Here is a 13,859-nt window from a genome sequence, read left to right as displayed (position 1 = left end):
CCCCCGCAGCCTGCGCCTGAGCGCCCAGCACCGCCCAAGCCAGCGGAGCCGCCCGCCAGCCCGCCGGCGGCGAATCCGGCCAAGCAGCAGGAGGCCACGGTAGTGAAAGCAGCCGAAGCCTGGGCCAAAGCCTGGTCCACCCAAGACGTGAAGGGCTATCTCAGCCACTACGACCGCGACTTCCAGGTGCCGAACAACCGGCCTCGACAGGAATGGGAACGCGAGCGCGAGCAGCGCATCGCCCGCCCGGGGGCAATCTCGGTGGAAATCGAGAATGCGCGCGTCAGCCTGAATGGCGATAAAGCCACGCTGCGCTTCCGCCAGCATTACCGCTCCAGCGGCTTCAACGGCTCCACCAACAAGACGCTGGAGTTCGTCCGCCGCGGCGAGCAATGGCGCATCCTGCGTGAAAGCGTGGGGAATTGAGCATGAGAGCCCGCGCCCTGCGCCCCTTCTTGCTCGCCACCCTTACGACTGCCAGCCTGCTGGCGCCCGCCAGCCACGCCGCGCCGTCCGACCGCAAGATCTCCGACGCCGGCCCCGAAGCCGCGCTCCAGGTCATCTTCGGCGAGATCGAGACCAACCGCCTGGACGCAGCCTTCGATCGCACCGAGGCGCTGCTTCAGGCCTATCCCAACTTCCGCCTGGCACATCTCATCAAGGGCGACTTGCTGCTCGCCCGCGCCCGGCCGCTCGCCGCCTTCGGCAATGCCGACGGCGGCGAGCCTCAACTTGAAGGCCTGCGCGAAGAAGCCGCCGCCCGGCTGCGCGCCTACCAGGAGCGCCCGCGCCAGGATTACGTGCCGCGCTACCTGCTACAGATGGAGCGCGACCAGCGCTACGCGGTCGTGGTCGACACCAAGCGCGCCCGGCTCTACGTCTATCGGAACGATAACGGCAAGCCGCGCTTCGTCGCCGACTTCTACGCCAGTCACGGCAAAGCCGGCGCGGAGAAGGTCAAGGAAGGCGACAACCGCACGCCACTCGGCGTCTATCACGTCACCTCCTTTATCTCGCCCGCCCGACTGCCCGACTTCTACGGCAGCGGAGCCTTCCCGATCAATTACCCGAATGACTGGGACAAACGCCTGGGCCGCACCGGGCACGGCATCTGGCTGCACGGCACGCCCAGCGACACCTACGCCCGCCCGCCCAAGGCGTCGGAAGGCTGCGTGGTGCTGGCTAACCAGGATCTTTCCGCCCTGGCCAACTACATCGAGCCCGGCCTCACCCCCGTCATCATCAGCAACGAAATCGAATGGCTGTCGCTGGACGACTGGCAGGCGCAGCGCAGCAGCCTCAACCAGGCGATAGAGACCTGGCGCAGCGACTGGGAAGGGAACGACGTCGAGCGCTATCTCTCTCACTACTCGGATGACTTCCGCGGCGACAAACTGGACCACGCCAGCTGGATGGCACAGAAGCGCCGGGTGGCTGCCAACCGAGGGCCGGCTAAGATCACGGTGGACAAGCTCAGCATGTTCCGCAACCCGGGCAAGGACGAGATGGTCGTCGTCACCTTCGAGCAGGAATTCCGCACCGACAAGCACACCGACAAGATGCGCAAGCGGCAGTACTGGAAACGCGAAGGCAGCCGCTGGAAGATCGTCTTCGAAGGCGCCGCCTGAGCGCCAACCCTCCTCACCAAACCGGAGCGACAATGAAACGCCTTTTTGCCCGCATCCTCTGCCTCGTCGCGCTGCTCTCCGCATTCGGCGCGGCTCATGCAGCCAACCCTTACGTGGAGTTGGAAACCGACCAGGGCAACGTTGTCCTCGAGCTCTATCCGGACAAGGCGCCGAAGACGGTGGAGAACTTCCTCCAATACGTGCGCGACGGCCACTACGTCGGCACCATCTTCCACCGCGTGATCCCCGGTTTCATGGTCCAGGGTGGCGGCTTCGACGCCAGCATGCGGGAGAAATCCACCCGCCCGCCAATCGAGAACGAAGCCCGCAATGGCCTCAAGAACGACGTCGGTACCATTGCCATGGCGCGCACGCCGGCGCCCCACTCCGCCTCCGCGCAGTTCTTCATCAACGTTGCCGCCAATCGCTTCCTGGACTATCCGTCTTCGGATGGCTGGGGTTACGCGGTTTTCGGCAAGGTGGTGCGCGGCATGGACGTCATCAGCGCCATCACCCGGGTCCCTACCCGCAACCTCGGCATGCACCAAAACGTACCGGTCACCCCGGTCATGATCCGCGGCGCCCGCGTCCTCGACGCCCTGCCCCCCGCCGCGGCCAGCAAGCCCTGAAGCGCGGCTCAGGCCGCCTTTCGTCGAACAACCAACACATCAGGAGCCCCATCATGGCAGTCAAGCTGCATACCAACCACGGCGTCATCACCCTTGAACTGGACGCCGAAAAGGCCCCCGTCACCGTCGAAAACTTCCTCGCCTATGTGGAAGCCGGCCACTACGACAACACCGTGTTCCACCGCGTGATCGACGGCTTCATGATCCAGGGCGGCGGCTTCGAACCCGGCATGAAGCAAAAGCCCACCCGTGATCCGATCAAGAACGAAGCCGACAACGGCCTGAAGAACGACCGCGGTACCATCGCCATGGCCCGCACCCAGGCACCGCACTCCGCGTCCGCCCAGTTCTTCATCAACGTGGCCGACAACGACTTCCTCAACTTCCGCTCCCCCGACCTCCAGGGCTGGGGATATTGCGTGTTCGGCAGAGTGAGCGAGGGCCTGGACGTGGTGGACAAGATCCGCACGGTCAAGACCGGCTCCAGCGGCTTCCACCAGGACGTGCCCAAGGAAGACGTGATCGTCGAGCGCGCCGAGATCGTCTGACGGTGCAGTCCGCGCCGCAACAAGCCGCGAGCATCACGGGAGCGGCGCCCGCCGCCGCTCCCGCCCTTTTCCTGTCCGATCTGCATCTCTCGGACGATCACCCGGAAACCGTTGCCGCCTTCCTCGGCTTCCTCGCCGGACCGGCGCGCCAGGCCGCCAGCGTCTGGATACTGGGTGACCTCTTCGAATACTGGGCTGGCGACGACGACCTCGCCGCCCCGCTGAACGCCACAATCTGCGAGGCGCTGCGCGCACTTGCGGACACCGGCGTGCAACTGGCCTTCATGCGCGGCAACCGCGACGTGCTGATAGGCAGTGACTTTGCCCAGGCGGCCGGCCTGCGCCTGCTGTCCGACCCCTGCGAGATCCTCATCGACGGCCACCGGCTTCTGCTCAGCCACGGCGACGCGCTCTGCACCGACGACCGCGCCTATCAGGCCTACCGCCGGCAGGTCCAGGATGCCGACTGGCAGCGCGCATTCCTCGCCCGGCCCCTGGCTGAGCGCAAGGCCTTCATCGAAAGCCTGCGTCAGCGCAGCGAGGAGGCCAAGCGGGAAAAAACGATGGCGATCATGGACGTCAATCCGGACGCCGTCGCCGGATTGCTGCGCGCCCATGGTGAGCCGCTGCTGATCCACGGCCATACCCACAGGCCGGCACAGCATCATCATGTTGTGGAAGGAAAGGACTGCGAACGCTGGGTGCTGCCGGACTGGCACGACAGCGCACGCTATCTGGAGTACTCGCACGGCGGCCTGAACCGCCGGGAGTGGAGACCGGCCTGAGCCGCGACGGCATTGCGCCGTCGCATCGCAGGTGCGACTCGATGACGCTCAGCGGCCGCGCAGTCCGCCGCTCAGATCCGCCTGCAGGTCCCCCACCGATTCCAGCCCGACAGCAATACGCAGCAGGCCATCGCTGATACCGGCAGCCGCCCGCGCTTCGGGGGAAATCCGGCCATGGGTCGTCGACGCAGGATGGGTGATGGTGCTCTTGGTATCGCCAAGGTTGGCGGTGATGGACAAGGTCTTGCAGGCATCCACCACTCGCCAGGCGGCCTCACGGCCTCCCCCGACCTCGAAGCTCACGATGGCACCGCCCGACTTTTGCTGCCGCATCGCCAGTTCATGCTGCGGATGCGAAGCCAGGCCGGGATAGAACACCCGCGCCACGCCCGGTTGAGCCTCCAGCCAGCCAGCCAGCGCAAGCGCATTGGCTGACTGTGCCTCCATGCGGATGCGCAAGGTTTCCAGGCCCTTCAGGATCACCCAGGCGTTGAAAGGCGACAGCGTCGGACCAGCAGTGCGCAGGAACTTGAACACCTCCTCGGTGATCGCCTTCGCGCCCACCACCGCGCCGCCCAGCACCCGCCCCTGACCGTCCAGGTACTTGGTCGCGGAATGCACAACCACGTCCGCCCCCAGTGCCAACGGCTGTTGCAGGGCTGGCGTGCAGAAGCAGTTATCCACCGCCAGGACCGCACCCGCTTCGTGGGCGATTGCAGCCACCGCCGCAATGTCCACCACCTCGGTCAGCGGATTCGAGGGCGTTTCGATGAAGAACAGCTTGGTTCGCGGCTTGGCCGCTTCGCGGTAAGCGTTCAGATCGGTCGCCGGCACAAAGCTGGTCTCGATGCCGAACTTGGCCATGATGGTGCCCAGCAACTGCTGGGTGGCGCCGAAGAGGCCGCGCGAAGCAACAATGTGATCCCCAGCCTGCAGCGTCGCCATCACCAGGGACAGCACCGCCGACATCCCGGACGCGGTGGCGACGCAGCCCTCTGCCCCCTCGAGCGCAGCCAGCCGGGTCTGCATGGCGCTCACCGTCGGGTTGGAGAAGCGGGCATATACATTGCCATCCTCCTCGCCGGAGAAGCGCGCAGCGGCCTGCGCAGCACTTTCGAAGACAAAGCTGGAGGTGAGATACAGCGCCTCGGAGTGCTCGTTGAACTGGCTCCGGGCGGTACCGGCACGCACCGCCAGAGTATCGAAGTCGAGATCGTCCATGCGCTCAGTGGTCCTGGCTGGAGGTGGCCAAGTTGAGGTCGAGCTGGCCCGCCTCGTTCTCTTCGCCGGACTTGCCGCCCTCGTTGCGCTGGTTCTCGACGCCGCTCAGGTACTCGGCGGTGATGTCGCCGGTCACATAGCTACCATCGAAACAGGAAGTCTCGAAAAAATTGATCGAGGGGTTCACCGCTCGCACCGCTGCTTTCAGATCGTCCAGATCCTGGTACAACAGGCCATCGGCACCGATCTCCTTGCAGATTTCTTCTTCGTTGCGGCCGGAGGCGATCAGCTCGCCACGCGTCGGCATGTCGATGCCGTAGACATTGGCGTGACGCACCGGCGGCGCCGCGGAGGCCAGATAAACCTTGGCCGCCCCGGCCTCGCGGGCCATGTTGACGATTTCCTTGCTGGTGGTTCCGCGGACGATGGAGTCATCCACCAGCAGCACGTTCTTGCCCTGGAACTCCTGATGTATGGTGTTCAGCTTCTGGCGCACCGACTTCTTGCGGGTCGCCTGGCCGGGCATGATGAAAGTGCGGCCGATGTAGCGGTTTTTGACGAAGCCCTCGCGGTACGGAAGGCCAAGGCGGTGGGCCATCTCCATTGCCGCCGGCCGGCTGGAGTCGGGGATGGGAATAACCACGTCGATGGTCACATGCGGCATGGTGCGCTTCATCTTTTCCGCCAGGAATTCCCCCATCTTGACGCGCGACTCGTACACCGAAACACCATCGATGATGGAGTCCGGCCGGGCCAGGTAGACGAACTCGAACATGCAGGGCGCTTCCACCGTGCGCTCGGCGCACTGGCGGCTGCGGAAATTCCCTTCGGTGTCGATCAGGATCGCTTCGCCTGGCGCCACGTCGCGCAACAGTTTGAAGCCCAGCACATCCACCGCCACCGATTCGGACGCCACCAGCCACTCCGTCCCCTCGCCCACGTCGTTGCGGCCAATGACCAACGGACGGATGCCGTAGGGATCGCGGAAGGCAAGCAGGCCATAGCCGGCAATCATGACCACAGCGGCATAGGCGCCGCGGCAGCGCCTGTGCACACCGGCCACCGCACGGAATACCGCCTCCTCATCCAGCTTCAGGCCGTTGCAGGCCGCCTGCAACTCGTGGGCGAGGACGTTGAGCAGCACTTCGGAGTCGGAGTTGGTGTTGATGTGGCGCAGGTCAGCGAGGAACATCTCGCGCTTGAGCTCTTCCGAATTCGTCAGGTTACCGTTGTGTGCCAGCAGCAGGCCGAAGGGCGAATTGACGTAGAAAGGCTGCGCCTCCGCCGCGTTGTAGGCGGAGCCGGCGGTGGGGTAGCGCACATGAGCGATGCCCCAGTTGCCATCTAGATTGCGCATGTTGCGGGTGCGGAACACGTCGCGCACCAGGCCGGAGCCCTTGTGCATGTGGAACCGGCCGCCCTCCGCCGTGACGATGCCAGCGGCATCCTGCCCGCGATGTTGAAGGACTTGCAGTCCGTCGTAGAGCAACTGATTGACCGGGGAAGTCGCGACGACCCCAAGAATTCCGCACATTTGGAAGACCTGCCTATCTGAAACGAATCCTGTCGGCCACCGCATTCGGTAACCACGGTTTGGCGGCCACGACCGCCGTCTCGAGCGGCGGCGAGAACATCGCGTTCGCCCACCAGGGCTCCCGCGCCACGCCGACCAACCCACCCAGCAAAACGACCACGAACGCGATGCAGAGACCACGCGCAAGACCGAAAAGTGCCCCGAAGAATCTGTCCGTCGCCCCCAGGCCCGCGGCGCGCAACAACTCGCGGAGCAGGAAACGCAGGAAGGCTGCCAGCAACAGCACCGCCACGAACACCAGGACGAAGCCTGCCACCTGACGCCATGCCGGCTCGGTCACCAACCCTTCCAGCAGGCCTGCCGCCACGCTGCCGTAGCGCCAGGCGGCGAGCAGCGCCAGCGCCCAGGCCACTAAGGCCATCACCTCGCTGACCAGGCCACGCCACATTCCCACCGCAGCTGACAAGGCCAGCACGGCGAGAAACACATAATCGAATACCGTCATCTGAACACTGTCACCGCGGCGTCAACACCGCGTTATGGCCTTGCGCCTTCAATTTTGCCGCCACTTTCTCAGCTTCGTCCCGCTTGGAGAATGGGCCGACACGAACGCGGGTGACGTTGCCCGCTCGCTCCGTGTAGGCGGCGTAGCCCTGCTTCTTCAAGTCGGTGCTGAGCCCACCCGCCTTGGTCGCATCGCCGAAGGCCCCCACCTGCAGGACGTAGGACTCGTTGGCCGCAGCTTGCTGCGCCGCGGCTTGTCCGCCGCTCAGGATGGCTTGGACACGGGCCGCCTCCTCGTCCCGGCCGGCCGCAGGCGGCGTCTGCGCCGGCGGCTTGGCTGTGGCCTGCGGAGGAGTGGGCACACTGGCCGCTGGCGCCGCCGCGGGCGGTTCCACTTGCGGGACCGGCGGCAACGCAGGTGCCTCTTCCGGCACGGGGGGGATTTCGGGTTCCGGCTGAGGCTCGCGGGACAACGCAGCTCGGGGAGGCGGCACATTGCCGCGGTCGGGGATGGACACCTGGATGTCCTGGCCAGTTGGCCGGGGCTCCTGATCCATCATCACCGGCAGCAGGATGGCGGCGAGCAAGGCCAGCGCGGCTGCGCCGACGAGGCGCCGGCGGGCGCGCTTCTTGATCTCGAGGTTGTCTGCGTCGCTCACCAGGAAACCCTCAGTGCCGTTCGGCCCGCCTCTGGTCCTGGATGGCCGTAAGCACATCCGCCACGGTCAGGAAGGAGCCAAAGACGACAATTCTATCACCCTCGGCAGCGCTTTTCCGCGCTGCATCATATGCCTCGGCCGGGCTGCGGAAAGTACGTAAGTCACCCTTTGCCTCGGCTGCATGCAGGCGGACCGCCAGCGCTTCCGCCTCCACGCCGCGTGGTCCTGGCAGGCCAGCGATCAGCCAATGGTCCACCCTGTCGTTGAGCAGCGCAACGACGCCTTCCACGTCTTTGTCTGCGAGCATTCCGAACACCGCCCAGGTTTCCGGATAGAAGCCCATGCCCGAAAGGTTCTCCGCCAGCACCCCGGCGGCCTGCGGATTGTGCGCCACATCCAGTACCACTGCCGGCTTGCCCGGCAGTACCTGGAAGCGCCCCGGCACTTCCACCAGCATCAAGCCCTGGCGCACCGCCTGCATGGAAACCGGGACGCGATCGCGCAAGGTCTCCAGGGCAGTCAGCGCCGCAGCCGCGTTGAGCAGTTGGTTGGCACCACGCAAGGCCGGGTAGGCAAGACCGCCGCGCTTGATCAGCCGGCCGCCGGCGTGAGGCGCCTCATAGCGCCAATAGCCCCATTGCTGACGGTCGCCGCCGAAGCCGAAATCCCGCCCGCTCACCCACAGCGTGGCGCCGATGCGCTCAGCGTGCTCCAGTACCGAGGTAGGCGGCTGCGGATCGCCGCAGACCGCAGGACGGCCGGCCCGGAAGATTCCGGCTTTCTCAAAGCCGATGGCCTCCCTGTCGTCGCCCAGGAATTCCATGTGATCCAAGGCGACGCCGGTAACGATGGCGCAATCCGCATCGAACACGTTCACCGCATCCAGCCGCCCGCCGAGGCCAACTTCCAGGATGATCGCGTCCAACGCGACGCCGCGGAAGATTTCCCAGGCCGCCAGCGTGCCATGCTCGAAATAGGTGAGCGGAGTGTCGCCGCGGGCGCTCTCCACCGCCTCGAAAGCGGAGATCAAGGTCTCGTCGGTCACATCCTGGCCGTTCACGCGCACCCGCTCGTTGTAGTGCTGCAGATGCGGCGAGGTGTAACAGCCAACCCTGTAGCCCTCGGCCAGCAGGATGGCCTCCAGCATGGCGCAGGTGGAACCTTTGCCGTTGGTGCCGCCGACGGTGATGACCACCGCATCCGGCGCGTCACCCATCTTCGTGCGGACGGCCTGCACCCGCTCCAGCCCTAGCTGGATCACTTGTCCGTGCCGGCTCTCAAGCAGATCGAGCCAGGCGGCCAGCGTCTTCGGCAGCGACATCGCTTGCAGTCCCGCCAGTGGATCAGGCCTTGACCGAAGGCTGACGGCACATCAGAGTCAGCAGATCGGCCAGGCGCTCACGCAACTCGCGGCGATCCACGATCATGTCGATCGCGCCCTTTTCCAGCAGGAACTCGGAACGCTGGAACCCCTCAGGCAGCTTCTCGCGCACCGTCTGCTCGATGACCCGCGGACCGGCGAAGCCGATCAGCGCGCCCGGTTCGGCGATCACCACATCGCCCATGAAGGCGAAGCTGGCGGATACGCCGCCCATGGTCGGGTCGGTGAGCAGCGTGATGAAAGGTAGCTTGCGCTGCGCCAACTGGGTGATGACGGCAGTGGTCTTGGCCATCTGCATCAGGGAGAACAGGCCCTCCTGCATGCGGGCGCCGCCGGTCGCGGTAATGCAGATGAAGGGCAGGCGCTGCTCCAGCGCGGCACGCGCACCGCGCACGAAACGCTCGCCCACCACCGAGCCCATGGAACCACCAAGGAACTCGAACTCGAAGCAGGCCACCACCACCGGCACGGTCTGGATCGCGCCCTGCATGACCACCATCGCATCCGCCTCTCCCGTATCGGCGACGGCGCTGGAAAGACGCTCGGTGTAGCGGCGGGAATCCTTGAACTTGAGCGGATCCACCGGCACCACCTCGGCACCGATCTCGAAGCGGCCTTCGGCATCCAGCAGAAGATCCAGCCGGGTGCGCGCACGCAGGCGCTGGTGATGCCCACACTTCGGGCAGACGCTCTGGTTGCTCTCCAGGTCGGAGCGGTACAGCACCGCCTCGCAGGACGGGCACTTGCTCCACAGGCCTTCAGGAATGGATTTGTTGCGCGCAGCAGTTTCGCTGCGTTTGATCTTGGGGGGCAGCAGCTTCTGGAGCCAGCTCATCGGGTCGCTCCTGCGAGGGTGGTGTCCAGGCTGTCCAGGGCGCTCCGGATGCCTGCTATGAATGCGGTGACGTTGGCCACGGCCTGGTCGCGCGGGCTGCGCTCCAGCTCTTCTATGATGCGGCTGCCGATCACGACTGCGTCCGCCACCGCGCCGATGCGCCGGGCGCTCTCGGCATCGCGGATGCCGAAGCCGACGCCGACCGGCAGACCGACCGCGGCACGGATCTGCGGAATGCGGCGGGCCACCTCGTCGAAATCCAGGTTGCCTGCACCAGTCACACCCTTCAACGATACGTAGTAGATGTAGCCGCTGCCCGCCCTTGCCACATCGGCGAAACGCTGCTCGGTGGAGGTAGGCGCCAGCAGGAAGATGGGATCCAACCCCGCACTGCGGCTGCGCTCGGCGAAGGAGAAGCACTCCTCCGGCGGGTAATCGACCACCAGCACGCCATCCACGCCCGCCGCCACCGCTGCATCAATGAAGGTCTCCGCGCCCATCGCTTCGATGGGGTTGGCGTAGCCCATCAGGACCACCGGCGTGTTGGCATCATCCTGGCGGAAGGTGCGCACCAGTTCGAGCACCTTGCGCAAGCTCATGCCCTGCGCCAGAGCCCGCTCGGAAGCACGCTGGATGGTGGGCCCGTCCGCCATCGGATCCGAGAAGGGCACGCCCAGCTCGAGCACGTCAGCGCCACCTGCAACCAGGCCGTGCATCAGTGGCACCGTCAGCTCGGGCGCGGGATCGCCCGCGGTGATGAAAGGAATTAAGGCCCTGCGCCCGCTGGCCTGCAAGCGCTGGAAAGTGGTCTGGATTTTGGACATAGGTGCTTTCTGGCAGCGGGGCCGGCGAAAGCGGCCCGCCGGAAGGTTCAGAACTGGATGCCGGAACGCTCGGCGACGGTATGCATATCCTTGTCGCCACGGCCGGACAGATTCACCAGCAGGATGCGGTCACGCGGCAGCGTGGGTGCGAGCTTGGCGGCATAGGCCAGCGCATGGGAAGACTCCAGCGCCGGGATGATGCCCTCGTAGCGGCACAGGTCGTGGAAGGCCTGCAGCGCCTCGCCATCGGTGACGGCGACATACTCGGCACGGTCGGTATCCTTCAGCCAGGCGTGCTCGGGGCCGACACCGGGATAGTCCAGGCCAGCGGAAATCGAGTGGGTTTCGATGATCTGGCCATCTTCGTCCTGCATCAGATAGGTGCGATTGCCATGCAGCACGCCTACCTTCGCATTGGCAGTCAGCGGTGCGGCATGGCGCCCGGTTTCCAGGCCATCCCCCGCCGCTTCGACCCCCACCAGCTTGACACCCGCCTCGGCGATGTAAGGGTGAAAAATGCCGATGGCGTTCGAGCCGCCACCCACGCATGCAATCACGTAGTCGGGCTGGCGACCGGCCAGCTCCGGCATCTGCACCTTGCATTCCTTGCCGATCACGGTCTGGAAATCGCGCACCATCTGCGGGTAGGGGTGGGGGCCGGCCACCGTGCCGATGATGTAGAAGGTATCCGCGATGTTGGTAACCCAATCGCGCATCGCTTCATTGAGCGCGTCCTTCAAAGTCTTGGAGCCGGACTCCACCGGCACCACCTTGGCACCCAGCAGCTTCATCCGGTAAACGTTGGCAGCTTGGCGCTTGACGTCCTCCGAACCCATGTAGACCACGCACTCCATGCCATAGCGCGCCGCTACGGTGGCACTGGCAACCCCATGCTGGCCAGCGCCGGTCTCGGCGATGACACGGGGCTTGCCCATGCGCTTGGCCAGCAGCGCCTGGCCAATACAGTTGTTCACCTTGTGCGCGCCGGTGTGGTTCAGATCTTCACGCTTCAGGTAGATCTGCGCGCCGCCGAACTTCTCCGACAAGCGGCGGGCGTGGTAGATGGGGCTGGGCCTGCCCACATAGTGCTTGAGCTCGTATTCGTACTCGGCAATGAACTCGGGGTCGGCAATACATGCCTCGTAGGCGAGGCGCAACTCTTCCAGCGCCGGAATCAGCGTTTCGGCGACGAAGATGCCGCCATAGGGACCGAAATGCCCGCGGGCATCGGGAAACGAATAAGGCGTATCAGCCATCTGCATCTCGAACTCCAGCAACGAAGGCGGCGATCTTGTCCGCGTCCTTAATCCCCTTCGCGGCTTCCACGCCGCTGGAGACGTCCACTGCCCACGGGCGCACGCACCGCACCGCCTCCTGCACATTCTCGGGCGCCAGCCCACCGGACAGGATGATCGGCCGATCTAGGCCAACAGGAATCAGGGACCAATCGAAAGTCTTCCCACCACCGCCGTAGCCGTCGACATAGGCATCGAGCAGGATGCCGCTGGCGCCGGGGTGGGAAAGGGCGAATTCTAGCAGATCGACTCCAGGCCGCATCCTCGCCGCCTTGATCCAGGGCATGCGATAGCGGGCGCATTCGGCATTCGTCTCATCGCCGTGAAACTGCAAAAACTGCAGCGGCACCGCTGATAGCACCTCGTTGACGAAGACGGGGACAGGATTGACGAAGAGGCCGACGGCGCTGACGAACGGGGGCAGCAGCGCTGCAAGTTCCGCCGCCCGCGCCACCGATACATTACGCGGACTGGGCGGATAGAACACGAAACCTACTGCATCGGCGCCGGCGCTTACGGCGGCACGCACGTCTTCGGGGCGCGTAAGGCCGCAGATCTTGATCCGGGTTCGGGACATTCAGATGAGGGGAAGCTGGGGCGCCGCGATGATACGCCCTTCGTCTGGCAGCGACCAGTGCGCTTCATATCCCACCCCGCACAGGTACAAGCCATCCGGCGCGAAAGTAGGCGCCGCACGACTCCTGTCCCGCAGCGCCAAGGCCTCCTGCAACCAGCTGGGCGGATAACGCCCTTTGCCCACATAGACCAAGGCGCCGACCAGATTGCGGATCATGTGGTGCAGGAAACCGTCGGCGCGGAAATCGAACAGCAGATAGTCGCCCTGGCGCTGGACCGCCACCTCGCGCATGTCGCGAACTGGAGACTTTGCCTGGCATCCCGCCGCGCGAAAGGAGGAGAAATCCTGCCGGCCGACAAGGCAGGCAGCCGCTTCCGCCATCCTTGCTTCTTCCAGGGGCAGATGAAACCAGCCAACCCGACCCGCCAACAGCGCCGGTCGGGTCGGAGAATTGAAAAGAATGTAGCGGTAGCGTCGCTCGAAGGCGCAGAAGCGGGCGTGAAACTGCTCGGGAACCTCCACCGCCCAGCGCACAGCCACCGCCGGCGGCAAGGCGCTATTGACGCCGCGCACCCAAGCCGACAACGGCCGTCGGGCAGCTACGTCGAAATGAACCACCTGGGCAGTGGCATGGACGCCGGTATCCGTTCGACCGGCACAGTGAGTCCGGACAGGCTCGCCCGCCACGCCCCCGAGAGCAGTCTCGAGCGCGTCCTGAACCGTGCGCCCATGGCGCTGGCTCTGCCAGCCTTCGAAACAGTCGCCAGCGTACTCAACACCGAGCGCGATCCTCACCACCACAGCCACCCCGCCCAAGCCAGCACCAAGCCACAGAACATCGTGCCCTCCACCCAGCCCAGGCGCTCACGCCGCAACAGCACCGGCGCTTCTTCACCCTCATCCTGCCCGCCCAGCCAGTCTTTCCAGCCGCGCCCGGCTCCGCCTTCCACATAGCGGAAAACCAGCATCAGCCGCAGGGCGAGGCGTTCAGCGGAAAGCCCGGCACATGCAAGAGGGCGGCACAACGCGTACAAGCCGCTCACAAGCCGATCCGCAGGAAGACGCTCCAGCAACAGCGCCACGGCACACACCACAACCAGGAGCCTTGCGCCGTGCAGATAAGCCATTTCCAGCCCCTCCCGACTAGGACTTAGTGATGGCCAGGCCCGAATGACAGCCTCCCCTGGCGTAAACCACGCGAACAGTACCGCGATAACAAGCAGGAAAACGCGTACCCGGCGCACGAGCCGACGCGCTCGCTGGGGCGCAAATGCGAAGGCAAGCAGAAGCGCACTCCCCAGCGCCAGCGTCAGCGTTACAGGCGGGAGCAACTGCACCAGCGTAACGCCGGCGAGCCAGATCAGCAGGATGGAACCGGAATGCATCGCGGTAAACGACAAAGCCGCCGCGGCACGCTTGCGCCGCGGCGGCATCTCCAA

16 protein-coding genes are annotated in these 13,859 nt (G+C 65.4%); 5 read left to right on the top strand and 11 right to left on the bottom strand.

Going from position 1 to position 13,859, the window contains the following annotated elements:
• The 5 genes from GRF61_RS06915 to GRF61_RS06895 form a co-directional block, all read left to right on the top strand.
• On the top strand, positions 1–426 hold a 426-nt coding region (locus GRF61_RS06915), incomplete at its 5' end, for a DUF4440 domain-containing protein (RefSeq protein ID WP_169149936.1).
• A 2-nt stretch (positions 427–428) separates the two neighbouring features.
• Positions 429–1,628, top strand: coding sequence for a L,D-transpeptidase family protein (locus GRF61_RS06910; RefSeq protein ID WP_169149935.1), 1,200 nt, complete (start codon positions 429–431; stop codon positions 1,626–1,628).
• 32 nt (positions 1,629–1,660) lie between these two features.
• Positions 1,661–2,257 carry a peptidylprolyl isomerase gene (locus GRF61_RS06905; RefSeq protein WP_169149934.1) on the top strand — a complete coding sequence of 199 codons (597 nt, stop codon included), beginning with the start codon at positions 1,661–1,663 and terminating at the stop codon, positions 2,255–2,257.
• Positions 2,258–2,310: 53 nt separating this feature from the next.
• On the top strand, positions 2,311–2,805 hold the full coding sequence (locus GRF61_RS06900) for a peptidylprolyl isomerase (protein WP_169149933.1): 495 nt from the start codon (positions 2,311–2,313) through the stop codon (positions 2,803–2,805).
• A gap of 32 nt (positions 2,806–2,837) precedes the next feature.
• Positions 2,838–3,590, top strand: coding sequence for a UDP-2,3-diacylglucosamine diphosphatase (locus GRF61_RS06895; protein WP_169149941.1), 753 nt, complete (start codon positions 2,838–2,840; stop codon positions 3,588–3,590).
• A 48-nt stretch (positions 3,591–3,638) separates the two neighbouring features.
• Here the strand turns inward: GRF61_RS06895 and GRF61_RS06890 are convergent, their stop codons facing one another.
• Genes GRF61_RS06890 through GRF61_RS06840 form a run of 11 tightly spaced genes read right to left on the bottom strand, consistent with a single transcriptional unit; the run spans position 3,639 to position 13,853 of the window.
• Entirely contained in the window at positions 3,639–4,811 is a 1,173-nt protein-coding gene (locus GRF61_RS06890) for an O-succinylhomoserine sulfhydrylase (RefSeq protein ID WP_169149932.1), read from the bottom strand.
• Positions 4,812–4,815: 4 nt separating this feature from the next.
• Positions 4,816–6,345, bottom strand: a complete 1,530-nt coding sequence (gene purF, locus GRF61_RS06885) for an amidophosphoribosyltransferase (RefSeq protein WP_169149931.1) — start codon at positions 6,343–6,345, stop codon at positions 4,816–4,818.
• Positions 6,346–6,358: 13 nt separating this feature from the next.
• The gene (locus tag GRF61_RS06880; RefSeq protein ID WP_169149930.1) at positions 6,359–6,850 is read right to left on the bottom strand and encodes a CvpA family protein; all 492 of its coding nucleotides are present in this window, start codon (positions 6,848–6,850) and stop codon (positions 6,359–6,361) included.
• Between the two features lie 10 nt (positions 6,851–6,860).
• Complete coding sequence (locus tag GRF61_RS06875; RefSeq protein WP_169149929.1) at positions 6,861–7,508, bottom strand: SPOR domain-containing protein; 648 nt, start codon at positions 7,506–7,508, stop codon at positions 6,861–6,863.
• A 10-nt stretch (positions 7,509–7,518) separates the two neighbouring features.
• A complete protein-coding gene (gene folC, locus GRF61_RS06870; RefSeq protein ID WP_169149928.1) occupies positions 7,519–8,829 on the bottom strand; it encodes a bifunctional tetrahydrofolate synthase/dihydrofolate synthase in 1,311 nt (436 codons plus the stop codon).
• A gap of 22 nt (positions 8,830–8,851) precedes the next feature.
• Entirely contained in the window at positions 8,852–9,724 is an 873-nt protein-coding gene (gene accD, locus GRF61_RS06865; protein WP_169149927.1) for an acetyl-CoA carboxylase, carboxyltransferase subunit beta, read from the bottom strand.
• Positions 9,721–10,548, bottom strand: coding sequence for a tryptophan synthase subunit alpha (gene trpA / locus GRF61_RS06860; protein ID WP_169149926.1), 828 nt, complete (start codon positions 10,546–10,548; stop codon positions 9,721–9,723). The genes accD and trpA overlap by 4 nt, the downstream gene beginning before the upstream one ends.
• 47 nt (positions 10,549–10,595) lie before the next feature.
• Positions 10,596–11,810 (bottom strand): tryptophan synthase subunit beta, encoded by a 1,215-nt coding sequence (gene trpB / locus GRF61_RS06855; RefSeq protein ID WP_169149925.1) that lies wholly within the window; start codon positions 11,808–11,810, stop codon positions 10,596–10,598.
• A complete protein-coding gene (locus GRF61_RS06850) occupies positions 11,797–12,420 on the bottom strand; it encodes a phosphoribosylanthranilate isomerase (RefSeq protein WP_169149924.1) in 624 nt (207 codons plus the stop codon). The genes trpB and GRF61_RS06850 overlap by 14 nt, the downstream gene beginning before the upstream one ends.
• A complete protein-coding gene (gene truA / locus GRF61_RS06845) occupies positions 12,421–13,218 on the bottom strand; it encodes a tRNA pseudouridine(38-40) synthase TruA (protein ID WP_169149939.1) in 798 nt (265 codons plus the stop codon).
• A complete protein-coding gene (locus GRF61_RS06840; RefSeq protein ID WP_248281144.1) occupies positions 13,212–13,853 on the bottom strand; it encodes a CbiQ family ECF transporter T component in 642 nt (213 codons plus the stop codon). Before GRF61_RS06840 ends, truA begins: the two co-directional genes overlap by 7 nt.
• Between the last annotated feature and the right edge of the window lie 6 nt (positions 13,854–13,859).

It is taken from the genome of Azoarcus sp. TTM-91, from assembly GCF_012911025.1.
GTDB lineage: Bacteria > Pseudomonadota > Gammaproteobacteria > Burkholderiales > Rhodocyclaceae > Azoarcus.
The sequence above is the reverse complement of the archived record's forward strand: the minus strand, read 5'-3'. Positions and strand labels throughout refer to the sequence as shown.